Genomic DNA, 22,347 nt, shown 5'->3' with positions numbered 1-22,347 from the left:
GTGGTTGAGGAGCGCAATGATTCGGGTGAGGGTGTTGGCCGTAGCCGAGGAAAGGATGCCCGCCATGGCCGCCACCACTCAGCCCCCGTTCCGCGCCGACCACGTCGGCAGCCTGCTGCGCCCGCCCGCGCTCCTGCGGGCCCGCGAGCAGCACGCCGCAGGGAAGATCGACGACGCCGCGCTCGCCACCGCCGAGGACGCGGCGGTGCGCGAAGTCGTCTCGATGCAGAAGGAAGCGGGACTGCGCAGCGCCACCGACGGCGAGTTCCGCCGCGCCTCCTGGCACATGGACTTCATCTACGCGCTCGGCGGCGTCCGGCGCGTCGAGGACGAGTCGCTGCACGTGCGCTTCCACAACGAGGACGGCGACATCGAGTTCGCGCCGCCCTCCGCGCGCATCGACGGCAAGGTGACACTGGAACGCACCGTCTTCGCGGACGCCTTCACCTTCCTGCGCGACACCGTCGCCGAGGGCGTCACCCCGAAGCTGACCATCCCCTCGCCGAGCATGGTCCACTACCGCGGCGGCCGCGCCGCGATCGACACGTCCGTCTACCCCGACCTCGACACCTTCTGGTCCGACCTCACCGACACCTACGCGGCCCAGATCCGCGGCGTGTACGAACTGGGCTGCCGCTACCTCCAGTTGGACGACACCTCGCTCGCGTATCTGAACGACCCCGAGCAGCGTTCCTACGTGGCGTCCATCGGCGGCGACGCGGAGCACCAGCACGAGACGTACATCGCGAACATCAACCGGGCGCTCGCCGGCCGCCCCGACGACCTGCGTGTCACCACCCACATGTGCCGTGGCAACTTCGCCTCCTCCTGGGCCGCTTCGGGCAGCTACGACTTCATCGCCGAGGCCGTCTTCGGCGACCTCGACGTCGACGGCTTCTTCCTGGAGTACGACGACGAGCGCTCCGGCGGCTTCGCCCCTCTGCGCCACGTCCCCAAGGGCAAGCAGGTCGTCCTCGGCCTCGTCACCACCAAGCGGCCGCAACTGGAGGACAAGGACACCCTCAAGCGGCGTATCGAGGAGGCCTCGCGGTACATCGACATCGATCAGCTGAGCCTGTCCCCGCAGTGCGGTTTCTCCTCCACCGTGGAGGGCAACAAACTCACCGTGGAGGACCAGATGGCCAAGCTGCGCCTCATCGTGGAGACGGCGGAAGAGGTGTGGGGCGGGGTGTGAGGACACGTCCGTCCGTCCCGGCGCGCAGCGGACCGGCCCCGCATCGCCCATGAGGCACACCACGCCCGTGCCCGCCGGGGAAACGGAATCCAGCCGCAACCGGCACGAAACCCTCCGCCGCGCCGCGCTCCGTACGCTCGCCGTACCGGTCCCGGGCCCCGGGATCCGGCACGCGCCCGTACAGGACCGGCACGGGGAGAAGGGCCATGGCGCACGTCATTCCGATCCGCAAGCCCACCGCACGCGCGCCGCAGGCCGGCAGCGCGCTCGCCTTCGCCACCGTCCACGGCTACCGCCGCGCCTACCGGATCGCGGGCGAGGGCCCGGCCGTCCTGCTGATCCACGGCGTCGGGGCCTCCTGCGCGCACTGGGAGGACTGCATCGACACACTCGCGCGCCGGCACACGGTCATCGCCCCCGACCTGCTGGGGCACGGCCATTCGGCGAAGCCGCGCGCCGACTACTCGGTCGCCGCGTACGCGAACGGCCTGCGCGACCTGCTCGGTGTGCTCGGCATCGACCGCGTCACCCTTGTCGGGCACTCCTTCGGCGGCGGGGTCGCGATGCAGTTCGCGTACCAGTTCCCCGAGCGTGTCGACCGGCTCGTCCTGATCTCCACGGGTGGGGTCGGCCGCCAGGTCACCCCCATCCTGCGGGCCGCGACCCTGCCCGGCGCGGGGCTCGCGCTCGGCCTGCTGAAGGTGGCCGGGGCGCGCCTGCCGGTCACCACGGCGGTCCGCGCCCTCCAGTTCCTGGACACCGGTCTCGGCGTGGACGCGCCCGACCTCGTCAATGTCGTCGACGCCCTGCCCGACCAGAAGTCCCGCGACGCCTTCACGCGGACGCTGCGGGCCGTCGTGGACTGGCGCGGCCAGGTGGTCACCATGCTGGACCGCTGCTATCTGGCCCGGGGTGTCCCCACCCTCCTCGTCTGGGGCGATCGCGACAGTGTGCTGCCCGTGGCGCACGCCTTCACCGCGCACGAGGCGATGCCGGGCAGCCGGCTCGAAATCTTCCCGGGCGCCGGGCACTTCCCGCACCACACCGACCCCGTACGATTCGTCCGGCTTCTGGAGGAGTTCATCGCCACCACCACTCCCGGCGACTGGAGCGTCGAGCAGTGGCGCGAACTCCTCCGTACGGGAAGCCCCGCGGAAAAGTACGCGCGGGCCGTTTCACGCGAGTACCGCGAGGCCGGCGAGCGCAGCGCGACGTGAGCGAAGCGCGGCCCCTACTCCATCAAGGAAACCGCGAGCGCCACGACGATCAGCCCGCTCGCCACTCCGACGAGCACCAACCGCAGCGCCATCGCCCGGTTCCGTGACACCTCGGATCCGTCACACGCGCAGACGGTCCGCCCGTGCCCGAGCACGGGTGAATCCAGCCAGTACGGGTCGGAAAGCTCGGCCTGTTCCTCGGCGCGCACGATGTCGCTCATACCGGGGAAACGACACTGCGCCGGACTCGGACGCGCACCTGTCCGAACCGTTATCCCGCCCTCACCTAATGGTCACACCCTCGGTCCTTCGCACCTGCGCCACGTCCGCGCTGACGGGATGAGCGGCCCGCGACCGCGGGCCGCCCATGTCTCAGCGTTCCTCCAGCGCCTTCCGGAACGGCAGCGGGCTGTGCAGTGCCTGTTCGATCCGTTCCAGTGAACGGCCCTTGGTCTCCGGCACCTTGAGGGCGACGAACGCGATGCAGGCCACGTTCATCAGCGCATAGAAGAGGAACGTGCCAGAGCGGCCGATGGTGTTGATCGCGGTCAGGGCGGTCATGGCGATGAGCAGGTCGAAGCCCCACAGGCAGACCGTTGCCAGGCTGGTGGCCTGGCCGCGGACGCTCAGGGGCAGGATCTCCGGGCCGATGAGCCAGACGACGGCCTGCATGCCGACACCGTTGAACAGGATGTAGGCGAACAGCGCGATGATCACGGTCCAGCGCTGCGTGGAGGAGTCGCCGAGGACGCCGAAGGCGAGCGCGAGGACGGTCATCGCCAGGGCGGAACCGGGCAGGAACCACAGGATCGTGCGGCGCCGGCCCGTCTTGTCGACGGCGATGGCACCCACCACGCCGGCCACGACCAGCATCGTGCCGATGCCGATTCCCGTGAGCAGGGCCACCGAGTCCCCGAAACCGGCGTCGGCCAGGATCGTGGGCGCGTAGTAGACGATCGCGTTGATGCCGGTGAGCTGGGAGAAGGCCGCGATGCCCACGGCGATCAGCAGCGCCGGGCGCAGCCAGCGCTGCCCCAGGCTCCGCCAACTGCCGCCGTGCGAAGGGGCGGCTGCCGTGACGGCCGTGATCTCCGCGGCCTCGGCCGCGACGTCCGTGCCCGCGGGGCGCAGCCGTCCGAGCGTGCGCAGCGCGACGTCGGTCCGGCCGTTCTCGATCAGCCAGCGGGGGCTTTCGGGCAGGAAGGCCATGCCGATCGCGAGGGCCGCGGCCGGGACGACGGCGAGGCCGAACATCACCCGCCAGCCTCCGCTGTCGTTCAGTGCCCAGCCGCATACGTAGGCGATGAGCTGGCCGATGGCGACCATGAGCTGGAAGACGACCATCAGGCGGCCGCGGATCGCGGGCGGGGACAGTTCGGCGATGTAGACGGGCACCATGTTGGACGCGCCGCCCACCGCGAGGCCCAGCACGAAGCGGGCGGCGATCAGTGTCCCCACGCCGGGCGCCAGCGCTGCCGCGACCGCCCCCAGGGCGAAGATCACCGCGACGGCGGCGACCACCCTGCGGCGCCCGTGCCGGACGGCGGCGCGGCCCGAGACGACGGCTCCGACCATCGCGCCGAGGAGGATGACGCTGACCACGATCTCCTGTTCGCGCGAGGTCAGGTCGAGGTCGTCGCGCAGGTGGAGCAGAGCGCCCGAGATGATGCCGGTGTCGTAGCCGAAGAGCAGGCCGCCCAGCGCCGAGACGGCGGCGACGGCGTAGACGAGGGCGGGGGTCCGCCCAGCCCCCTTGCCGCCGTCCTGGTCCGGTGGTCGCGCGGTCACCGCGGTCGGCTCAGGCATCGCCCATGACCAGACCCTCGATGGTGTGCTTCTGCGTGACCGGCGTCAGTGCGTCGACGACCGGGCAGTCGAGGTGGCGGCGCACACGCTCGGGCAGCGCCTCCCAGTAGGCGCGGGTGACGGCGGTGTCGTGCCGGTCGCCGTTGGTGGCTTCAGGACCGTCGATGCCGAGGATCAGCACCGGCCGGGAGACGGCCGATTCGTTCTTGGTGCCGCGGTGGATGGTGAGCGCGGTGCGGGCCGAGATGTCGCCGCGCTGCGGGTACTTGCGCACGGCGCGCTCCTCGTAGCGGGCGTAGTGCTCGCGGGGCGGGAACATGCCGTGCTCGAAGTCGGGCTCGTCGTCCCACTGCGTGCCGGGGGCGATCTCGAAGGGGCCCATGTCCTCCTTGGTGTCGACGCCGGTGACGTTGAACGCGAGGGAGGTCAGGCGGCGTTCGGTGCGGGTCTCTTCCGGGATGGGGAAGTCGCGGTGCCAGGGCTGGTTGACGGCACCCTCCAGCGGCACGTCGAAGCCGAGTTCGACGATGCGGTAGTCGGGGCCGAGAACGGCGGTGGCCACCGAGCGCACCCAGGGGTGGTCGACCAGGTCGACGAAGCCGCGCAGCTGCTCGGGGTGGATCTCGACGTAGTAGCGGTTCGGTCCGCGGCCCACGGCGCCGCCGGGCCGGGCGCGCGCCTCTTCGTAGGCCGTTTCGATGTCCTCGCGCAGCCGGTCTGCCCACTCGACGGTGAAGGCGCCCTTCCGCGCCGTGATGCCGTCGGTGTACAGGTTCTCGACATCCCCCGACACGTCGATGTCGAGCTCGGCGGGAACGACACCGGGAAATGCGCCACCAGTGGACGCAACACCGGTAGAAGCGTGCACAGCCATCCTTGCCTCCTTGCAAGCAGAACTTCCGCGGACAGGTTTGCATCGATGCATGCAACGTTGCAATACCCTTCTCGTGAGGAGTTTCGAGACGGCGGTCCACCCAGGTGCGGATGCCGGCGAGGCGCGGGCCACGCGCCTCCGGGACCGCACGGACCGCGTGAAAGGATGAACCGGTGAGCAGCCGTCTGAAGGATGTGGCCGCACGGGCCGGGGTCTCCGTGCGTACGGTGTCGAACGTCGTCAGCGGGTCCGCCGCGGTGGCCGCCGAGACCCGACAGCGTGTACAGGAAGCCATCGACGCACTGGGCTACCGGCCCAATCTGGCCGCGCGCAGCCTGCGGGCGGGCCGCACCGGGATCATCGGCCTGGCCATCCCCGAACTGCACTCGCCCTACTTCGGCGAACTCGCGGGCCTACTCGTGGAGGAGGCCCAACGCCGCTCCTGGACCGTGGTGATCGACCAGACACGCGGCGACGCCGACGCCGAGCGGCGGCTGCTCACGCGCAGCGGCGGGCGCGTGGTCGACGGACTCATCATCAGCCCCTGGGCACTCGATCCGGCCGAGCTGACCGAACTCGCCGCCACGGCCGCCCCGGCGGTCCCGCTCGTCCTTCTGGGCGAGCGCAGCCCGCGCGGCGCCCTGGACCGGGTCGCCGTCGACAACATCGCCGCCGCGGACGAGGCCACCACGCACCTCGTCCGCATCGGGCGACGCCGCATCGCCGCCATCGGCCTCCAGCCGCACCTTCAGAACGGCACGGCGCAGCAGCGCGCGCAGGGCTACCACCAGGCGCTGGAGCGGGCCGGCCTCCCCCGCCCCTCCGACGCCCTTCAGCGGACCGTCGCCGCGCTCCATCGGGCGGACGGCGCCCGCGCCATGACCGAACTGCTCGACGGGCCCGAGCCCCCGGACGCCGTGTTCGCCTTCAGCGACGAACTCGCCCTGGGCGCCCTGCACATGGCGCACGAGCGAGGACTACGGGTACCGGAGGACATCGCGATCGTCGGCTTCGACGACATCGAGGACGGGCGCTACAGCCATCCGCCGCTGACCACGATCGCCCCGGACAAGCACCAGATCGCCCTGCGGTCCCTCCAGTGCCTGGCCGACCGCATATACAGCCCCGACAATGCCGTGCCCGCACAGGATCTGACGGTTCCTCACCAGCTGGTGGTGCGCGGGACGGCGTAGGGCGCGGCCGCCCTCACGCCCGGAAACTCCTTGCCTCTCGGGTCGTTGGCCGACGCGTCAGGCGACCGGGACGAGGGGCTCGTCGAGCAGGCTCCGGTCCCCGTCGACGCCGTGGGCCAGCGCGGCGGCCACGGCCTCGTGCGGGGCGCCGAGGCGGATCGCGCTGATCTCATCCAGCTTCTCGTAGTGGTGCGGGGCGAGTTCGACGTTCAGGGCGTCGAGGTAGCCCGCCAGATGGGCGGGGGTGCGGGGGCCGACGATGGGGATCAGCGAGGTGGCGGACCGCGCCGCGCGCTCACGCAGCCAGGCCAGTGCGACCTGGACGGGGCCGGTGCCCAGCTCTTCGGCCACCGCGAGGACGGCGTCGAGCACGGCGGTGCGCTGCTCGCCGCCCTCGCCGTCGGTCGCGGCGCGTGCACTGAGTCGCCCCTGCTCGCCGCGGCGGTACTTTCCGGTCAACAGGCCGCCGGCCAGCGGGGAGTAGAGGACGACGCCGAGGCCGTGCGCCTCGGCCATGGGCAGGAGCTCGCGCTCCGCGGAGCGCTCGGCGAGGCTGTACTCGGTCTGCATGCCGGCCAACGTCATGCGGCCGCCCAGCTCCGATCGTACGGCGGCACCGGCCACCCGCCAGGCCGGGAAGTTCGACAGTCCGGCGTGGCGGACCTTGCCCGCCCGGATCAGGTCCTCGAAGGCGGCCAGGATCTCCGGCAGCGGGGTGACACCGTCGGGAAGGTGCGGCATGAAGACATCGACGTAGTCGGTCCCGAGGCGCCGCAGGCTCTCCTCCAGGGACCGGATCATGGTCTTGCGGCTGTTGCCCGTGGTGCCGGGGCGGATCTGCGCGCTCCGGCTGCCGCTGTACTTGGTGATCACCACGTAGTCGTCGCGCTCGCGACCCATCAGCTCGCCGAGGACGGTCTCGGCCTCACCGTCCTGGTAGATGTTCGAGACATCGAAGGTGGTCCCGCCCGCCGCTACGAACGAGTCGAAGATCGCCCTGGCCCCCGCCAGGCCCGCCGCGGCCGGGGCCGAGCCGAAGTTGGCCGTGCCCAGCACGTACTCCGACACCCGAAGCCCGCTGTGTCGTCCGAAGGTCTGGTAGCGCATGGGTGCCTCCTCAGGGACAGGATCTGCGGTACGGTCGACGACACTAGCACGTAAAACGAATGGTCATTCTTTTATGCCGAAGGTCAGCCAGTCCCACCTCGACGCCCGCCGTCAGCAGATCATCGACGCCGCCCGCGCCCGTTTCGCCGAGGTCGGCTTCGCGCGGACGTCCATGCCCGACATCGTCCGCGCCTCCGGACTCTCCACCGGCGCGATCTACCGCTACTTCAAGGGCAAGGACGAGATCGTCGCCGCCATCTGCGAAGAGTCGAGCCAGGCGCTCCCCGCGGAACTGACCGCCGAGGCCGTACGCGACTTCCTTGAGCACATTCGCACCCTGGCCCGCGAGGAGGGGCACGCCCGGCTGGTCGCCCAGATCTACGCGGAGGCTGCGGTCTCGGCGGACCTTGCCGCCCTCGTCGACCGCCAGCTCGGGGAACTGCGCGCGGCGGTCGCCGCACTGCTGCCGGGCCACGAGCCCGCCCACGCGGCCCGGATCGCCGAGGCCTTCGTGGCCGTCTGCCAGGGGTACAGCCAGCAGCTCGCGGTGCGGGGCGATGTCGACCCGACCCCTTTCACGGCGGCCCTGGTCGCGATCACCGAGTCGTAGGAGAGGAGTTGGGGCGGCCGGCTTCCGGTCGGCCCGTCACCGCCGCACCGCCAAACGCGCGGCCCTCACCCTTCGGCACAGTCGGCCGCCCCAGCGCGATGCCGAGCAGGACCAGGGCCATGCCCGCCGCCTGCCGCAGGGTGAGCGCCTCTCCCCCGAGCGCGACGCCGAGGGCCACCCCGGTGAGCGGATTGAGCAGGCCGACCAGGCCGACCGTGGCGGCGGGCAGGTGGCGCAGCCCGGTGAACCAGGCGACGAACGCGAGGGCCGTGGCGATCACCGCCGTGTAGGCAAGGGCTGCCGCGCCGGGGGCGGTGAACGCCGGCGGTCCGCCCTCGAAGACCACCGCGGCGACGACCAACAGCACTCCCCCGAAGGTGAGTTGCCAGGCCGTACTGGCCAGGACCCCGGCCTCGTTGCCCCAGCGCTTGGACAGGGCGTAGCCGACCGAGGACGTGGCGAGGGCCCCCGCCGACGCGAGCAGGCCGGGGACGCTGGGCGCGCCGGCCTGCCCGGCCAGCATCAGCACCACACCGCCCAGGCCGATCGCGGCTCCGGCCAGCGGCGCCACCCGCGGCCGTTCGGACAGCAGGGCCCACGCGCTGAGCATCAGGGCGGCCGGCGACAGCGCCATCAGCGTCGAGGCGGTCGCGGTGGTCAGCAGATGGGCGGCGAGGTAGACGAGCAGGAAGAACGCGCTGGTGTTGAGCAGGCCGAGCACGGCGGAGCGCCACCACCAGGCGCCGCGCGGAAGCTTGCGGGACAGGGCCAGCAGCAGGAGACCGGCCGGCAGGGCCCGCAGGGCGGCGCCCCACCAAGGGCTGCCGGACGGGAGGTACTCATGGGTGACGAAGTAATTGGCACCCCAGGCCACCGGGGCGAGCGCCGCGACGGCGCCCCACCGGTACATAGTTTCCATGGAAGGTAATATAACTTCCATGGAAGATACCCCGTCCAGTAGGCGAGATGTTCCGTCCAGCACGGACAAGGACCACGCGGACCTGGATCACGTCGCCCGCATCCAGGCCGCCTGGCGGCAGGAACGCCCCGACCTCGACGTCGCGCCGCAGGGTGTCATCGGCCGGCTGCACCGGATCGCGACGCTGCTCACACAGGAGCTGTGCACGGTGTACGGCCGGTACGACCTCAGCGAGGGCGAGTTCGACGTGCTGGCCGCGCTGCGCCGCGCGGGTGCCCCCTTCGAGCGGGCTCCCGGCGAGCTGGCCGCACACACCATGGTCACCACCGGCGCCATCTCCAAGCGCATCGACCGCCTGGAGCGGGCGGGCCTGGTCGCGCGGCGCCGCGCCACGGGCGACGGACGCGGCCGGGTCGTCGCGCTCACCGACGCGGGCCGCGCCCTCTTCGACCGGGCCTTCACCGACCACATCCGCAACGAGCACCGGCTCCTCGCCGCGCTGCCACCGTCCGAGGCGGCGGCGCTGGAACACCTTCTGGCCTCGTGGCTCGCCCAGTTGGAGGCGCCCGCGCCGGGGCCGGGCTGATCTCTTACCGCGTCGCCGCGACCCCGGTGGCCGGAGCCGCCCGGAGCTCCTCCTCGACGAGACCGCGTACGCGCTCACGCTCGGCGCGCCCCCAGGTCTCCTTGGTCACCAGGATGCCGACGAGGCCGATCACCGCCGCGCCGAGGTAGAGCAGCGCGGCCCCCGGCCATCCGAAGGCTCCCACCAGGGCGGCGGCGAGGAGCGGTGCGAAGCCACCGATGGCGGCCGCGACCTGATAGCCGAGCGAGGCGCCCGACGTACGTGTCGCGGTGCGGAACTGCTCGGTCAGCAGGGAGCCCTGGGTGCCGGTGAGCGAGGCGTGGATGAGGCCGATGCCGATGATGAACACCGCGACGACCAGGGCGGGTTGGGCGGAGTTGGTGAGAAGGTACATGGGGAACGCGAAGAGGATGGCCGCCGTGCACCCGGCGATGTAGAGGGGTCGGCGCCCGATGCGGTCGGTGAGCACGCCGGCCAGGAACGTGACACCGATGGCCAGGACACTGGCGACGGTGATCGCGCCCAGGGCGACGGGCCGCAGGTCGGGGTGGTGGTCGGTGATATAGCTGAGCAGGAACGTCGCGGTGGAGTAGTACGCGAAGGACTCGACGACGCGCAGCGCGATGACCCGCAGGATGCCCCGCCAGTCCCCCGCGAGCGTCGCCAGGAACGGGTTCCGCTCCGTCCTGCCGCCGGCCTTGGCCTCCTGGAACTCCGGGGACTCGGACAGCCGCGAACGCACGATCAGCGCGGCGACCACGAGGACGGCACTCACCAGGAACGGGGTCCGCCACTGCCAACTCCCCTCCAGCGTGGCGCTCCAGGCGAACACACCACTGGCCAGGGCGATGCCGAGCGGGTTGCCCGACTGGGGTATCGCGGCGAACATGCCGCGCCGGTGCCAGGGCGCGTGCTCGTACGCCATGGTGATCGCCCCGCCCCATTCGGCGCCGAACGCGAGGCCCTGGATCATGCGGATCACGGTCAGCAGGATCGGGGCGAGCGCGCCCACCTGCCCGTACGTGGGGAGCGCCCCGATGAGGAAGGTGGCCGCACCCATCACGATCATCGCCGCGACGAGGACGGGCTTGCGGCCGAACCTGTCGGCGAAGTAGCCGCCGACGGCGCCACCGAGCGGGCGCATGACGAAGCCGACCGCGAGCGTGGCGAAAGAGAGCAGCGTGCCGACGAAGCGGTCGCTTTCGGGGAAGAAGACGGCGCCGAAGTAGAGGGCGGACGCGGTGCCGTAGGCGATGAAGTCGTAGTTCTCGACGCTGGTGCCGAAGGCGGCGGCGACGGCGGTTTTGACGCGGTCCTTGGAGCCGAGCACGCTCGGCTGTCCGGCGGGGGTGCGGGTGGACATGGGGATCTCCTGCGGGTTCGGGGCACGTGCGGGTACGCCGAGGGGACGCGCGGCGCGGTGTGTGCGCGGGCGCGGGGAGGGAGGGGCGTCGGTGCGAGCGGAGAAGGAGAGGGTGTTGCAGCGGGGTGGGTGTGTCAGGCGGTCGTGGTCGTCAGGTCGTCGAGGGCATTGAGCTTCGCGACGCGGCGGCGGGTGTCCGCGTCGTCGTCGAAGGTGGCGTCCAGGAACTCGCGGACGATGTCGGGCACGAGCGCGTGCGGGACGAGCCAGGCACCCATGGCGATGGCGTTGGCGTCGTCGTGCTCGACGGACTGGTGGGCGGAGTACGGCTCGTGGGCGAGGCCGCAGCGGATGCCGGGGAGCTTGTTGGCCGCCATGACGGCGCCCTGCCCGGTGCCGCACACGAGCACGGCGCGTTCGGCGGCACCGGAGAGCACGGGCTCGCAGGTGTCACGGGTGATGTCGGGGAAGTCGACGGGTTCGCTGCCGTGCGTGCCGCAGTCCACGACCTCGTGGCCGAGCGCCTCGATGGCCTGCCGGACGGTGTCCTTGAGTGCGAAACCGGCGTGGTCCGCGCCGAGGGCGACCCTCATGTGTTGTCCTGCCTTTCGGGATTCCTTGTGCACAACTGCCGTACGGGCGCTCACCGTTGGGGCTTGGGCGACCGGTCGACGAAGGTCGTGGGGACGCGCTGACCGGTGGCCGCGCGCCCGGCGATGAGGTCCACGACCCCGCGCACGCCGAGCCGGCCGATCTCGGCGGCGTCCTGACGGACCGCGCTGACGGGCGGCGAGGCGAACTCGAACCAGTCGAGGTCGTCGACGGACACCACCTCGATGCGGGCCGCCTGTTCGGTGCCGAGCCGCTCGCGCAGCGCACGTACGGCGCCGAGCGTGGTCGGGCCGTTCGCGCCGAAGACGGCGGTGAACGGGACGCCGCGGTCGAGGATCCGGTGCATCGCCTTGGCGGCCCCTTCGGCGAGGAAGTCGCCGGCGTCCAGGAGTGCGTCGTCGGTGCTGATGCCGTGCCGCTCGCGGCCCGCGAGGTAGGCGGCGCGTCGTTCGGCGCCGGTGGAGATGGTGTCGGGGCCGCCGACGAAGGCGACGTCGCGATGCCCGCGCCGCCGCAGCCAGTCGAGCACCTGCCCGACGCCCTGGGCGTTGTCCGTCCCGTACATCGGCGCGTCGATGCCGTCGATGGTGCGGTTGAGGAAGACGAGCGGGAGGCCGGAGGCGAAGGTGGCTGCGAGCTGCGGCGAGACGGTGCTCTGCGGCGCGAACAGCAGTCCGTCGATGCGCTGCGAGGCGAAGGTCTGGAGGTAGGCGTCGGCCTGGTCGGCGTCCTCGTTGGCGTTGGCCAGCAGCACGGTGTAGCCGTGCCGGCGGGCCTCCTGCTCGGCGGCGTGCGCCAGTTCGGAGAAGAACGGGTTGCGGATGTCCGAGACGAGCAGCCCCAGCACGTCGGTCCGTGCACGGCGCAGCGCGCGGGCGGGCCCGTTGGCGACGTAGCCCAACTCGGCGGCGGCCGCGAGCACCCGCCGCCGCGAGTCGGCCGAGGTCTGGCTGCTCCCGCTGAGCACGCGCGACGCCGTCCCGAGCGCGACTCCGGCGCGCGCGGCGACGTCCTTGATGGTGGCCATCCGTGGCTCCACTTCCTCGTGGATTTCATGGAAACGTTTCCATGAAGTGGATGACTTCAAGATTGCATACGGGCCGGTCCGCGGGCAAGGGTTCGACGGAGGCGCCGCTCGCGGGCGGGGCCGTCGGGGTGCCACGGTTCGCGCCACTCGCGCGACGTGTGCCTTTACCGTGCCCGCACCCGGAGAGCATCCTGATCTTTCGTGCCGCCGCGCGCGGCCGTCCGCGCCGCCTACGAAGGGTCGATTCCAGTGGAGGGGCAACTCCGACAGGTCGAGGCCGTGCTGTTCGACACCTTCGGCACGGTCGTCGACTGGCGGACCGGGGTCGCGGCCGCCGTCGACGACTTCGCCGCACGTCACGGGCTGGCGCTCGACGGGACGGCGTTCGCCATGCGCTGGCGGGAGCTCTACCAGCCGGCGATGGAACCCGTACGCACCGGCGAACGGGACTTCACCCCGCTCGACGTCCTCCACGCGGAGAACCTGCGGATCGTGCTCGCCGAGCACGGAGTTGACCCCGCCGCCTTCGACGAGGTCGGGCTGAGGTGGCTCAACGAGGCGTGGCACCGGCTGCCCGCCTGGCCGGATTCGGCACCTGGCCTGGCGCAACTCGCCCGCGGCGTCACGGTCGGAGCACTGTCCAACGGCAACCTCGCGCTCCTGACCCGCCTGGCCAAACACGCGGGCCTCCCCTGGGACGTGATCGTCGCCTCCGACGTCACCCGCGCGTACAAACCGCAGCGAGAGGCCTACGAGCGGGCGGCCTCGTTCCTCGGGCTCCGTCCGGAACAGGTCATGCTCGCCGCGGCACACAACGAAGACCTGCGGGCCGCTCGGGACGCGGGCCTTCGGACCGCGTTCATCGCGCGGCCCACCGAGTACGGGCCCGCGCAGGCGAAGGACCTGGCACCCGACGGGGACTGGGACCTGGTGGCGGGAGATCTGGTCCAGTTGGCGACGCTCATGGGTGACCGGCCCTGGACCGCGGACCGGCACCTCGCGCCGCCTGCGGGGTGAACTTCGGTTCCACGGCAACCGCACGGAGCCAGCTCGTAGGATGCCGGGGTGCCAAGACCGATACCGACCGGGCGTCGCGCCTGGATTGCCACATGGGCGGGGGTGTGCGCGGCCGGGCTCGCCGCCACCTGCGCGTTGAACACCTCCTCGAAGCCCGACCCGCAGCCCGAGGAGCCGGTCAGTGCCCGGTGCGCCGAGCTGATCGCCTCCGTCGAGAAGCAGTTGGCCAAGGACGAAGGGGACGGGAAGCGGGACGGAGTGGTGGCCTTCTCGCACATGTGGAGCGCCGATGAGGACGATTGCCACGATGCGCTCAGCGATCACTTCGGCGGTGACTGGTGACGCGCGCCGTGTGGCTTGTCGGCTTCGCCGTGCTGGTCGCTGTCGCTGCCGGGTTGACCATCACCATGGCCGCGACATCGGAACCGGAGCCGCACCCCACGCCCTCCCGCGTGTACTCCTCCTGTCTCGCGGCCGACACCCGGCCACTGGCCGAGGGCGAGAACCCGTGCGCGGGGAGCTGAACAACTCCCCTTCCTCTCCTACGTGTTGGTACCCGCCTCGTACCGCTTGCCCGCCGCGATCACGGTCTCGACCGACCGCAGCGCGCCCAGATCCGCGAGCGGGTCGCCGTCCACCACCAGGACGTCCGCGCTGTAGCCGGGGGTGAGTTGGCCGGTGGTCTCGTCGAGGCCCAGCGCGAGAGCGGCCTCCGTCGTCGCCATCCCGAGGACGCGGTCGTTGGGCAGGCCCAGGTGCTCGTAGAACGTGAGGGCGGCGGGCAGGCCGTCGAACCCGGCGCGCTGGACGCCCGCGTCGGTGCCCGCGATCAGCCGGGCCCCGGCCTCCGCCATCCGTCGGATCACGTCGAACATGGCCTCGGCGCGTTCTGCGCCGAAGAACTTCGGCAGCATCCGCCAGTTCGGGCTGACCGTGGGGCAGACGTAGATGTTCTGCTGGACGATCTGATCGAGCACGTCCTCGCGGACCTCGAATCCGTCGGCCGTCATCCACGTGCAGTGCTCGATGGTGTCGACGCCCGCCGCGACCGCGGCGGTGATGCCGTCCGCGCCGTGCGCGTGCGCGGCGACCGGCAGTCCCGCGCGGTGCGCCTCGTCGACGAGCGCCGCCAGCTCCTCCTCGGAGAACTGGGACTCCCAGCTCGCGGCCCCACCCTTGGTGAGCCCGCCACCGGTCGCCATCACCTTGATGACCCGGGCGCCGGACTCGGCGTTGCCCCGCACCAGCCGACGGACCTCGTCGGGGCCGCAGGCCTCGCCGCCGAGGAACCAGCAGTGACCGCCGGGCGGAGTGACGGGTGTCGTCGCGGAGGCCACCCGCGGTCCGGCAGCCGAACCCTGTGCGATGTGCTGCGCGAGTCGCACCGCGAGGCCGTTGCGGTCGCCGAGGTCGCGGGCCGTCGTGACGCCGACGGCCAATAGCTGCCGTGCCCGGACCGCCATCTCGGTGAACAGCGCCTCGTCGTCCTGTTCCTGGAGCGTGGACACGGGGTCCGATCCCGCGTCGAAGCAGAGGTGCACGTGGGCGTCGATCAGGCCCGGGAGGACCGTCCCGGCCGGGAAGTCGAGCCGCGGCTCGTCGGGCCGCGCCCGGCGCTCGACCTCTTCGCGCGGGCCGACGGCGGCGAGAACGCCCTCGCGTACGAGGACCGCCCCGTCGGCGACGACGTGACGATCAGGTCCGGCCAGGACACGCGCGGCGGTGATCAACATGAATCGCGGCTCTCTCTCGCATGCGAAGAACGACGGCTGTCGCCATGCAGGACATCAGAAAGAGCGGGCAGTTCCTGGTTGTACGCGCCAATTCGGCCCCCTCCCCCACCGTGTCGTCGTCATCCCGCCAGACAGCAGTCTCCGCACTTGCCGCCGTTCGGGGCCCGGTAGAAGAGACAGCAGCTGCGGCGGCGGAACGTCGGCCCCGGGCCGGTGATCCGGCCCGTTCCCCGCAGCCTGCCCGTCTCCAGCAACTCGCCTGTCAGACCCGTGAGTTCGGGACGCAGGTCCGGCCGGATCCGCAGCAGTTGCGCCGCCGATCCGACGAGCGCCGAGGCGGAGTTGCCCGCCAGCAGGCGCGGCGCCACCTTGATGGTGAGGCCGCTCTCGACCTGCTCCAGCACCTGGTCGACCTCCGCGTACACCGCGTCGGCGAGTGCCGGGGGCTCCGGTGCGCGGTGTCCCTCGGGTCCGGGCAGGCGGAGGGCCGAGCCCTCCCCCGACCACTCCACCGTGCTCATGGTCGGCACGATCCCGTGGACGAGCGCGCAGGCGAGGACCGGTGACCACAGGCGTGCCGCGAGGCCCAAGTGGGCGATGGAGGCGCCGATACGGGGTTCGGCGGCGGTGTCGTAGTGGTCGTTGACGGCCTGGGCGCGTTCGGCGAGGCCGGCGAGCACGAGCGGTGTGCCGGCCGGTTGTCTCGCCGGCGTCGTGTCGAGGGCGAAGAAGCCGCCGAGCCGTGCTGCCACGTCGTCCAGCGCCCCGGCGACCTGTTCCGACGGCACCGCGGTCATGAGATCGAGGCCCGGCGCGGCGGCTTGATCACGTAGAACTCCAGGATCTCCGGGCACGGTGCCACTCCCGGTCCGCCGGCCCGCACCCACTCCGCGATGTCCTCGGTGGCGTCACGGTCGTTGACCAGGCCGAGCCACACCGGCCGCGCTCCGGCCGCACGCCCGGCGGCGGAGGGCTGTACGACGATGACGTTGGCCTGTTCGCAGACGTCGAGGCACTCGGAGATCCGCAGCGGGGCGATCTCCCGCAACCGCGCCGTCTGTGCCGCGTGGTCGCCGCTGACCTTGACGGTGCCGCAGCAGCAGTCGCGGCACACGACCAGGCGGCACGGAACCGCCCGGCCCGCCGCGGGTGCCGGCACTTCGGCGCGTCGTCGTCGGGGCATGGAGCATCCTCCCTCTGGCCGGGGAGTTCCGCCCCGGATCGCTTCGAGGGGGCGACGACGTGAGTCTCCTGGCTCTCGGGTCCGTGCTCGTCCCGGCCTTCCCGCCCTCGCGGGGCAGTGGCCTCCCGGGATCCGCTCGCCGATCACAGTGGCGGTACCGCACCGGATTCGCACCGGTTTCCTCGGGCCGCCGTCGCCCGTGTTCCCGGCCATCATGCCATCCGGCCCCGCCCCTGATGTCGGCAACTCCGGCACCAGGGGCGGGGCACCCACCGGTCTACATCAGGCGACGGGCGCGTCCGTGCGCCTGCCCCGCCTGTACGCGATCTCGCCGAGCACGATGTCGCAGAGCATGAACGCCGCGAGCGGCAGGCCGAGCAGCGGCACGAAGTAGCCCAGCACGGCGATCACCACCATCGCCGGCACCACGACGTACGGCGGCACCTGCTGCCAGGCCCCGCGCGGAACCGGCCGCCCGAAGGCGGAACCGCGCCCGCGCTGCCACCACATCCGGTACCCCCACACGATGAGGAGCACCACCGCCAGGGCGAGAGCGGCGAGGGCGATCTGGTTCACGAGCCCGAACAGGTTGCCGGTGTGCAGGTCGATGCCCCAGCGGGACAGCTTGGCGAGCACCGGATAATCGGCGAACCGCACCACGTCCGTGACCTGACCGCTCGCCGGGTCGACCGCGACGGCGTCCTGCTTCTCCGGCCAACTCCGCTGGATCTGCTGCACGGTGTACGCCGAGGAGGTGTCGGCGGGCGGGACGATCTCCACCGGGTTCGAGAGGCCTTCGGCGCGGGCCGCCTCCAGCACCGCGTTCAGGCCGACGCCGCCGTCACCTGCCGGGGCACCCGATCCGCCCATGCCGTGCCCTGCGTGTTCACCACCGGAGGCCGGGGCCGCGGACGCGGAGACCGTCGGTGTGGTCTGGCCGAGCGCGGCACGCAGATCGGTGATGCTCGCGCCCGCGTACGTCGACCAGGTCAGGCCCGTCGCCGACAGGAAGAAGAGTCCGAGCGCCGCCCAGACACCCACCGACCCGTGCAGCGACAGGGTGCGCCTGCGGCCGGTCGTCCCGCGGATTGCCCGACGGGAGCGGCGCCGACCGAACCAGAGGACGAGGCCGCCGCCCGCGATCACCCACATCCAGCTGGCCGCGAACTCGCTGTAGAGACGGCCCACTTGGCCGAGGTGCAGGTCGCGGTGGAGCTCGTCGATCCAGGTGCGCAGGGGCAGCGCGCCGGTCGACCCGTACTGTTCCAGGGCGCCGCGGACCTCTCCGTTGTACGGGTCCACGAACACCGCGAGCGTGTGGTCGGCGTCGACGCCCGCGACGCCGGAGAGCATGACGCGTGTCGTCGCGCCCGCCTCGGGCGAGGGCCGCACGGCGCTGATGTCTCCGTCCGGATGGGCCTTGCGGGCGGCGGCGACCTGTTCGGCGATGGGCAGCTCGGACGTGCCCACGGGGACGTTCAACTCATGGGCGTACACGAGCTTCTCGGCCTGGAACGAGCCCGCGTAGAGCAGGCCCGTGACCGCGGCGACGAACAGGAACGGGGCGACGAACACCCCGGCGTAGAAGTGCAGTCGAAGCACCAGCGGGCGAAGTGACGCCCACGCCGACCGGTCGGCGGGCGGCGCGTGCCGGCCTTCTTCTGCCGGGCGGGAGTCAGAGGTGTCTGACGTCTCGGAGGTGAGGGACAACGTGGTCCTCCAGGTTCGGGCAGCACGGAGTCCGGGCGCGGGCCGCTCCGCGGCGGCCCTGGACACATCCGGATCCGGTGCGTTGCAAGGGGACTCGGCCGCGCGGGCCCGCTCCGGGCGTGCGCACGGCCGGCGCCCGAGGGTGCGGCGCAGCCTCGGGTGAACCGGCTGTCGTCAGGCGACAGCGTTCCCTGCGGGTGGGCCCCTGGAGGTGATGGGGTCCGCGAGGAGCAGCTCGCGCGGCGTGCGGTCGCGCCGGGTCCTGCGGACGTGGATACGCGGGCGGTGCGGCGGAGCCGGAATCCGGAACAGGAGCCTCAGAGGAGCCACGATCCGGCCGACGACGCACCTCGCGAGGCGGAACGCGGCCTGCTCGCCGTACGCCAGCCAGAGCCCGCTCAGCACGGCGGCCAGCAGGTGGGCCAGGAGCATGCCGGTGGGAGACATGCCGCCCATGTCATGACCGGCATGGGCCATGTCGTGCATGCCGCCCGCGGGGGCCGTCGGGTCCATGCCGCCCATCGCGTCGGCCGGCAGGGAGCCCATGGGCATGTCGCCCCCGGGCTTCATGGACCCCATTGACGCCATGGGCGCGCGGCACAACACATGGTCCAGCCACTGCCCGGCGACGGAACCGCCCGGCGCGGCCGGGTGCGCGATGACCTGCGCCCACGAGAAGAAGAGGTGCAGCGTCGCCTGCGCGGCCACCGCCAGGCCCACGACCGGCAGGACTCCGCGCTCACGGCCTGCGGTCACACACACCGCTCCACCGGTGGCCGCGAATCCGGCGGCCCATGCCCACCACGGCACGGTGTCACCGGACATGAGCGTGTGCGCGAGCGCCGTGAGCAGCACGCAGACGGCCGCGAACAGCGCGGCCCGTCCAGCGCGAGCGTCCCGGCGTGTGGTCATGTCCGACCCATCTTGGCATCCGCACCCCCGTGCGCACCGGCAGGTTCACAACCCGGTATGCGCACCGTAACGGCAGCGTAGGATCGCGGGGTCATCGCCGCGACGGGAGACAGGAAGCCGGTGCGAATCCGGCACGGTCCCGCCACTGTGACCGGGCAGCGCGCGTCACCGCGCCCCGGGAGTCAGGTCACTGGCCCGTCGCGGGCTCATTCCGAGGAGCGCGGACTCCGTAGGAGGCTTCACGTGTACGACGGTCCTTGCCGTCCCCATGCCCTTCCCCTCTCCCGTGTACGACGACGCCCCGTCGTGCGTGTCGCGGCCATCCTCGCCGCGCTGTCGGCGACGCTGCTCACCGCGGGCTGCGGCCCGTCCCGATCCGACCACGCGGGCGACACCGGCCGGCAGTCGTCGACCGCCAAGGGTTTCCCCGTCACCATCGACAACTGCGGCGTCACGACGACGTACGACAGGCCCCCGTCCCGCGTGGTGAGCATCCATCAGCACCCCGCCGAACTCCTGCTCTCCCTCGGCCTGAAGGACCGCATGGTCGGCACGGCGTTCCCCGACTCCGCCGTCCTGCCGAGACTGCGCGAGGACTACGCGTCGGTGCCGGAGCTCGCCGCGAAGGCGCCCTCGTTCGAAAAGGTCCTCGAAGCCGAACCCGACTTCGTCTACGGCGGCTACTCCAGCGCGTTCGACGAGAAGGAGGGCCGCTCGCGCACGGCGTTCGCCGACGCGGGCATCGACACGTACCTCAATCGCGAGTACTGCGGCGAGAAGAACGTGACCATGCGGGACACCTACGCCGAGATACGCACCATCGGCAAGATCTTCGGGGTCTCCGACCGCGCCGACGCGCTCGTCTCCGACCTGCGCCGACGGGTCGGGAAGGCGAGCGCCGCCGTCCGGGACAGGCCCGACGTCCCCGTGTTCGTGTACGACAGCGGCGACAAGTCCGCCTTCACCGCGGGCGGCAAGGGACTGGGCACGCAGCTGATCCACCGGGCGGGCGGCCGCAATGTGTTCGCCGATCTCGACGATGTGTTCGGCGATGTCTCGTGGGAACAGGTCGTCGACCGCAAGCCCGAGGTGATCGCGATCTACGACTACGCGGGCGACAAGAGCGTCGAGCAGAACAAGCGGTACCTCCTCGCGCAGCCCGCGCTCGCCGACGTACCCGCCATCAAGCACAAGCGGTTCGTGGTGCTGCCGTTGACCGCGACGCTGGTCGGGGTCCGGTCGGCGTACGCGGTGGAGGGTCTTGCGCGCGGACTGCACCCGGAGAGCTTCAAGTGACGGCGCCCGCGGTGGCCGACAAGCAGAGGTCGGCCGGGGTGCGGGAGCGGCACATCGGCCAGGGGGCACGGCTCACCGCCACGCTGGTCGTGCTCGCCGCGCTGCTCCTCGTCTCGCTCACGGCCGGACTCGCCATCGGCTCGGTACGTGTGCCGCCCGGTCAGGTGTGGGGCATCGTGACGCACGCGCTGGGCGCCGACTGGTGGGGGGCCGCGGACTGGTCGCGGGCGCGGGAGACGATCGTGCTCGACGTGCGGGCACCACGTGTCCTGCTCGGGGCCATGACCGGCGCAGGACTCGCGGTCGTCGGCACGGCCTTGCAGGCCCTGGTGCGCAATCCGCTCGCCGAGCCGTACCTCCTCGGTGTCTCGTCCGGTGCCTCGCTCGGCGCGGTCGCGGTCCTCGTGTTCGGGGTCGGTGTGTTCGGCGCGATGTCCCTGTCGGCGGCGGCGTTCGCGGGCGCGCTCGGCGCCCTCGTCCTCGTCTACGCCACCGCGCGCACCGGCGGCAGCATCACGTCCGGCCGCCTGATCCTGTCGGGTGTGGCGGTCGCGTCGATCCTCAGCGCACTGCTCAACCTGCTGCTGCTGACCACGGATCGCGGCAACGAGGCACGTACGGTCCTCGCCTGGACGCTCGGCGGCCTGGGCGGGGTGTCCTGGAACTCGCTGTGGCTGCCGGGACTCGGCCTGCTCCTCGGGATCGGTGTGCTCATGGTGCAGGCGCCGAATCTGAACCTGCTGCTGGCGGGCGAGGAGGCCGCCACGACGATGGGCCTGGACGTGGCCCGCTTCCGCGCCCGGATGTTCGTGCTGGTCTCGCTCGTCACGGGTGTGCTGGTCGCGGCGGCCGGGCCGATCGGCTTCGTCGGCCTGATGCTGCCGCACATCGTGCGCCTGCTCGTCGGCGGCGACCACCGGCGGGTACTGCCGACGGCCTCCCTGGGCGGTGCCGTGTTCCTCGTCTGGGCGGACATCGCGGCGCGCACGGTCGCCGCGCCGATGGAGATCCCGGTCGGTGTGCTCACGGCGCTGTGCGGCGGCCCGTTCTTCCTGTGGCTGATGCGACGGGACGCGCGGCGCCGGAACACGGGAGGTGTCGGATGACGAAGCCCGCCGACCTCCATGTCGAGAACCTCACGCTCACGGCGGGCGCACGACGACTGGTCGACGAGGTCTCGCTGACCGCCCGCCCGGGCGAGACCATCGGCCTCGTCGGCCCCAACGGCAGCGGCAAGTCCACGCTGCTGCGGGCCGTCTACCGCGTGCTGCGCCCGGACGCGGGGACGGTGCGCGTGGACGGCGCCGACGCGTGGTCGCTGCCGGTGCGCCGACTGGCCCGCACGGTGGCCGCCGCCGTGCAGGACGCGGGGGCCGACGTGGAACTCACGGTGAGCGAGGTGGTCGCGATGGGCCGCGCCCCGCACAAGCGGCTACTGGCGGGCGACACGGCGGAGGACGCCGCCCTGATCGAGGCGTCGCTGACCTCCGTGGATGCCGCCGACCTCGCCGACCGGCCCTTCGCCCACCTCTCCGGCGGCGAACGCCAGCGCGTGCTCATCGCCCGCGCCCTGGCCCAGCAACCGTCCCTCCTGGTCCTCGACGAGCCCACCAACCACCTCGACATCCGGCACCAGTTGGAGATCCTGTCGGCCCTGCGCCGCCTGCCCGCGACGGTCCTGGTCGCCCTCCACGACCTCAACCTGGCGGCCCACTACTGCGACCGCCTGTACGTCCTGCGGGGAGGGTCGGTCGTCGCGTCGGGCCCACCGGAGGAGGTGCTCACCCCGCGGCTCCTCTCCGAGGTCTACGAGGTGAACGCCGAGGTCGCCGTGCATCCGCGCACGCGGCGGCCACAGGTGACGTATCTGCCGGAGGAGGAGGGGAGCTTCCCATAGCTTCCGCTACGGCGGCCCGTGCGATGCGGGAATCCGGGCGGCTGCCGATGGCGTTGGATCAATGGCCGCCAGCATCCCCTGCCTCCTCCA

The 22,347-nt window shown here is 71.9% G+C and carries 24 protein-coding genes and 2 riboswitches; of the genes, 11 read left to right on the top strand and 13 right to left on the bottom strand.

Features of this window, described 5'->3' with window-relative positions; all coding sequences use genetic code 11:
* Positions 1-64: 64 nt before the first annotated feature.
* Together ACNYS0_RS40385 and ACNYS0_RS40380 are read left to right on the top strand one after the other, a co-directional pair.
* A complete protein-coding gene (locus ACNYS0_RS40385; RefSeq protein ID WP_422481492.1) occupies positions 65-1,195 on the top strand; it encodes a 5-methyltetrahydropteroyltriglutamate--homocysteine S-methyltransferase in 1,131 nt (376 codons plus the stop codon).
* A 206-nt stretch (positions 1,196-1,401) separates the two neighbouring features.
* On the top strand, positions 1,402-2,412 hold the full coding sequence (locus ACNYS0_RS40380; RefSeq protein WP_422481490.1) for an alpha/beta fold hydrolase: 1,011 nt from the start codon (positions 1,402-1,404) through the stop codon (positions 2,410-2,412).
* A 14-nt stretch (positions 2,413-2,426) separates the two neighbouring features.
* On the opposite strand, the gene ACNYS0_RS40375 is transcribed toward ACNYS0_RS40380, so the two are convergent.
* The 3 genes from ACNYS0_RS40375 to ACNYS0_RS40365 form a co-directional block, all read right to left on the bottom strand.
* A complete protein-coding gene (locus ACNYS0_RS40375) occupies positions 2,427-2,633 on the bottom strand; it encodes a hypothetical protein (protein WP_422481488.1) in 207 nt (68 codons plus the stop codon).
* A gap of 151 nt (positions 2,634-2,784) precedes the next feature.
* On the bottom strand, positions 2,785-4,218 hold the full coding sequence (locus tag ACNYS0_RS40370) for a sugar porter family MFS transporter (RefSeq protein WP_422481486.1): 1,434 nt from the start codon (positions 4,216-4,218) through the stop codon (positions 2,785-2,787).
* Positions 4,211-5,092 (bottom strand): phytanoyl-CoA dioxygenase family protein, encoded by an 882-nt coding sequence (locus ACNYS0_RS40365; protein WP_422481484.1) that lies wholly within the window; start codon positions 5,090-5,092, stop codon positions 4,211-4,213. The genes ACNYS0_RS40370 and ACNYS0_RS40365 overlap by 8 nt, the downstream gene beginning before the upstream one ends.
* 173 nt (positions 5,093-5,265) lie before the next feature.
* Here ACNYS0_RS40365 and ACNYS0_RS40360 point away from each other — a divergent pair, with 173 nt between their 5' ends.
* Positions 5,266-6,285 (top strand): LacI family DNA-binding transcriptional regulator, encoded by a 1,020-nt coding sequence (locus ACNYS0_RS40360; RefSeq protein WP_422481482.1) that lies wholly within the window; start codon positions 5,266-5,268, stop codon positions 6,283-6,285.
* A 57-nt stretch (positions 6,286-6,342) separates the two neighbouring features.
* Here ACNYS0_RS40360 and ACNYS0_RS40355 read toward each other — a convergent pair whose 3' ends face one another.
* Entirely contained in the window at positions 6,343-7,392 is a 1,050-nt protein-coding gene (locus ACNYS0_RS40355; RefSeq protein ID WP_422481480.1) for an aldo/keto reductase, read from the bottom strand.
* 73 nt (positions 7,393-7,465) lie between these two features.
* Here ACNYS0_RS40355 and ACNYS0_RS40350 point away from each other — a divergent pair, with 73 nt between their 5' ends.
* Positions 7,466-8,002 (top strand): TetR/AcrR family transcriptional regulator, encoded by a 537-nt coding sequence (locus ACNYS0_RS40350; RefSeq protein WP_422481478.1) that lies wholly within the window; start codon positions 7,466-7,468, stop codon positions 8,000-8,002.
* Here the strand turns inward: ACNYS0_RS40350 and ACNYS0_RS40345 are convergent.
* Positions 7,989-8,921, bottom strand: coding sequence for a DMT family transporter (locus tag ACNYS0_RS40345; protein ID WP_422481476.1), 933 nt, complete (start codon positions 8,919-8,921; stop codon positions 7,989-7,991). The two genes, ACNYS0_RS40350 and ACNYS0_RS40345, sit on opposite strands and share 14 nt — an antisense overlap.
* 19 nt (positions 8,922-8,940) lie before the next feature.
* Between ACNYS0_RS40345 and ACNYS0_RS40340 the strand changes: the two genes are divergently transcribed.
* On the top strand, positions 8,941-9,507 hold the full coding sequence (locus tag ACNYS0_RS40340) for a MarR family winged helix-turn-helix transcriptional regulator (protein ID WP_422481474.1): 567 nt from the start codon (positions 8,941-8,943) through the stop codon (positions 9,505-9,507).
* Between the two features lie 4 nt (positions 9,508-9,511).
* On the opposite strand, the gene ACNYS0_RS40335 is transcribed toward ACNYS0_RS40340, so the two are convergent.
* From ACNYS0_RS40335 to ACNYS0_RS40325, 3 genes are all read right to left on the bottom strand, one after another.
* Positions 9,512-10,870, bottom strand: a complete 1,359-nt coding sequence (locus ACNYS0_RS40335) for an MFS transporter (protein WP_422481472.1) — start codon at positions 10,868-10,870, stop codon at positions 9,512-9,514.
* Between the two features lie 134 nt (positions 10,871-11,004).
* The gene (locus tag ACNYS0_RS40330) at positions 11,005-11,463 is read right to left on the bottom strand and encodes an RpiB/LacA/LacB family sugar-phosphate isomerase (RefSeq protein ID WP_422481470.1); all 459 of its coding nucleotides are present in this window, start codon (positions 11,461-11,463) and stop codon (positions 11,005-11,007) included.
* Between the two features lie 50 nt (positions 11,464-11,513).
* A complete protein-coding gene (locus ACNYS0_RS40325; RefSeq protein WP_422481468.1) occupies positions 11,514-12,509 on the bottom strand; it encodes a LacI family DNA-binding transcriptional regulator in 996 nt (331 codons plus the stop codon).
* Between the two features lie 201 nt (positions 12,510-12,710).
* On the opposite strand from ACNYS0_RS40325, the gene ACNYS0_RS40320 reads away from it, so the two are divergent.
* The 3 genes from ACNYS0_RS40320 to ACNYS0_RS40310 are packed head-to-tail and all read left to right on the top strand — an operon-like array spanning position 12,711 to position 14,050.
* Positions 12,711-13,526 (top strand): haloacid dehalogenase type II, encoded by an 816-nt coding sequence (locus ACNYS0_RS40320; protein ID WP_422481466.1) that lies wholly within the window; start codon positions 12,711-12,713, stop codon positions 13,524-13,526.
* Between the two features lie 48 nt (positions 13,527-13,574).
* Positions 13,575-13,868, top strand: coding sequence for a hypothetical protein (locus ACNYS0_RS40315; RefSeq protein WP_422481464.1), 294 nt, complete (start codon positions 13,575-13,577; stop codon positions 13,866-13,868).
* On the top strand, positions 13,865-14,050 hold the full coding sequence (locus ACNYS0_RS40310) for a hypothetical protein (protein ID WP_422481462.1): 186 nt from the start codon (positions 13,865-13,867) through the stop codon (positions 14,048-14,050). Before ACNYS0_RS40315 ends, ACNYS0_RS40310 begins: the two co-directional genes overlap by 4 nt.
* Before the next feature lie 18 nt (positions 14,051-14,068).
* Here the strand turns inward: ACNYS0_RS40310 and ACNYS0_RS40305 are convergent, their stop codons facing one another.
* From ACNYS0_RS40305 to ACNYS0_RS40285, 5 genes are all read right to left on the bottom strand, one after another.
* A complete protein-coding gene (locus tag ACNYS0_RS40305) occupies positions 14,069-15,259 on the bottom strand; it encodes an amidohydrolase family protein (RefSeq protein WP_422481460.1) in 1,191 nt (396 codons plus the stop codon).
* A 119-nt stretch (positions 15,260-15,378) separates the two neighbouring features.
* Positions 15,379-16,056 carry a (2Fe-2S)-binding protein gene (locus ACNYS0_RS40300; protein WP_422481458.1) on the bottom strand — a complete coding sequence of 226 codons (678 nt, stop codon included), beginning with the start codon at positions 16,054-16,056 and terminating at the stop codon, positions 15,379-15,381.
* Positions 16,053-16,442 carry a (2Fe-2S) ferredoxin domain-containing protein gene (locus ACNYS0_RS40295; RefSeq protein ID WP_422481456.1) on the bottom strand — a complete coding sequence of 130 codons (390 nt, stop codon included), beginning with the start codon at positions 16,440-16,442 and terminating at the stop codon, positions 16,053-16,055. Before ACNYS0_RS40295 ends, ACNYS0_RS40300 begins: the two co-directional genes overlap by 4 nt.
* A gap of 61 nt (positions 16,443-16,503) precedes the next feature.
* A riboswitch (cobalamin riboswitch) is annotated at positions 16,504-16,626 on the bottom strand.
* Positions 16,627-16,724: 98 nt separating this feature from the next.
* Complete coding sequence (locus ACNYS0_RS40290) at positions 16,725-18,152, bottom strand: PepSY-associated TM helix domain-containing protein (protein WP_422481454.1); 1,428 nt, start codon at positions 18,150-18,152, stop codon at positions 16,725-16,727.
* Positions 18,153-18,326: 174 nt separating this feature from the next.
* On the bottom strand, positions 18,327-19,064 hold the full coding sequence (locus tag ACNYS0_RS40285; RefSeq protein WP_422481452.1) for a hypothetical protein: 738 nt from the start codon (positions 19,062-19,064) through the stop codon (positions 18,327-18,329).
* Positions 19,065-19,137: 73 nt separating this feature from the next.
* A riboswitch (cobalamin riboswitch) is annotated at positions 19,138-19,277 on the top strand.
* 30 nt (positions 19,278-19,307) lie between these two features.
* Between ACNYS0_RS40285 and ACNYS0_RS40280 the strand changes: the two genes are divergently transcribed.
* From ACNYS0_RS40280 to ACNYS0_RS40270, 3 genes are read left to right on the top strand one after another with little or no spacing between them, the layout of a single operon-like run.
* Positions 19,308-20,360, top strand: a complete 1,053-nt coding sequence (locus ACNYS0_RS40280) for an ABC transporter substrate-binding protein (protein ID WP_422481450.1) — start codon at positions 19,308-19,310, stop codon at positions 20,358-20,360.
* A complete protein-coding gene (locus ACNYS0_RS40275; protein WP_422481448.1) occupies positions 20,357-21,466 on the top strand; it encodes a FecCD family ABC transporter permease in 1,110 nt (369 codons plus the stop codon). Before ACNYS0_RS40280 ends, ACNYS0_RS40275 begins: the two co-directional genes overlap by 4 nt.
* Entirely contained in the window at positions 21,463-22,257 is a 795-nt protein-coding gene (locus ACNYS0_RS40270; RefSeq protein ID WP_422481447.1) for an ABC transporter ATP-binding protein, read from the top strand. The genes ACNYS0_RS40275 and ACNYS0_RS40270 overlap by 4 nt, the downstream gene beginning before the upstream one ends.
* The last annotated feature ends 90 nt before the right edge of the window (positions 22,258-22,347 follow it).

Origin of the sequence: Streptomyces anthophorae, assembly GCF_049310305.1 — a bacterium.
GTDB lineage: Bacteria > Actinomycetota > Actinomycetes > Streptomycetales > Streptomycetaceae > Streptomyces.
The sequence above is the reverse complement of the archived record's forward strand: the minus strand, read 5'-3'. Positions and strand labels throughout refer to the sequence as shown.

Coding starts and splice junctions, on each gene's coding strand:
- ACNYS0_RS40385 (WP_422481492.1), top strand. CDS start 65: ATGGCCGCCACCACTCAGCCCCCGTTCCGCGCCGACCACGTCGGCAGC.
- ACNYS0_RS40380 (WP_422481490.1), top strand. CDS start 1,402: ATGGCGCACGTCATTCCGATCCGCAAGCCCACCGCACGCGCGCCGCAG.
- ACNYS0_RS40375 (WP_422481488.1), bottom strand. CDS start 2,633: ATGAGCGACATCGTGCGCGCCGAGGAACAGGCCGAGCTTTCCGACCCG.
- ACNYS0_RS40370 (WP_422481486.1), bottom strand. CDS start 4,218: ATGCCTGAGCCGACCGCGGTGACCGCGCGACCACCGGACCAGGACGGC.
- ACNYS0_RS40365 (WP_422481484.1), bottom strand. CDS start 5,092: ATGGCTGTGCACGCTTCTACCGGTGTTGCGTCCACTGGTGGCGCATTT.
- ACNYS0_RS40355 (WP_422481480.1), bottom strand. CDS start 7,392: ATGCGCTACCAGACCTTCGGACGACACAGCGGGCTTCGGGTGTCGGAG.
- ACNYS0_RS40350 (WP_422481478.1), top strand. CDS start 7,466: ATGCCGAAGGTCAGCCAGTCCCACCTCGACGCCCGCCGTCAGCAGATC.
- ACNYS0_RS40345 (WP_422481476.1), bottom strand. CDS start 8,921: ATGGAAACTATGTACCGGTGGGGCGCCGTCGCGGCGCTCGCCCCGGTG.
- ACNYS0_RS40340 (WP_422481474.1), top strand. CDS start 8,941: ATGGAAGATACCCCGTCCAGTAGGCGAGATGTTCCGTCCAGCACGGAC.
- ACNYS0_RS40335 (WP_422481472.1), bottom strand. CDS start 10,870: ATGTCCACCCGCACCCCCGCCGGACAGCCGAGCGTGCTCGGCTCCAAG.
- ACNYS0_RS40330 (WP_422481470.1), bottom strand. CDS start 11,463: ATGAGGGTCGCCCTCGGCGCGGACCACGCCGGTTTCGCACTCAAGGAC.
- ACNYS0_RS40325 (WP_422481468.1), bottom strand. CDS start 12,509: ATGGCCACCATCAAGGACGTCGCCGCGCGCGCCGGAGTCGCGCTCGGG.
- ACNYS0_RS40305 (WP_422481460.1), bottom strand. CDS start 15,259: ATGTTGATCACCGCCGCGCGTGTCCTGGCCGGACCTGATCGTCACGTC.
- ACNYS0_RS40300 (WP_422481458.1), bottom strand. CDS start 16,056: ATGACCGCGGTGCCGTCGGAACAGGTCGCCGGGGCGCTGGACGACGTG.
- ACNYS0_RS40295 (WP_422481456.1), bottom strand. CDS start 16,442: ATGCCCCGACGACGACGCGCCGAAGTGCCGGCACCCGCGGCGGGCCGG.
- ACNYS0_RS40285 (WP_422481452.1), bottom strand. CDS start 19,064: ATGACCACACGCCGGGACGCTCGCGCTGGACGGGCCGCGCTGTTCGCG.
- ACNYS0_RS40270 (WP_422481447.1), top strand. CDS start 21,463: ATGACGAAGCCCGCCGACCTCCATGTCGAGAACCTCACGCTCACGGCG.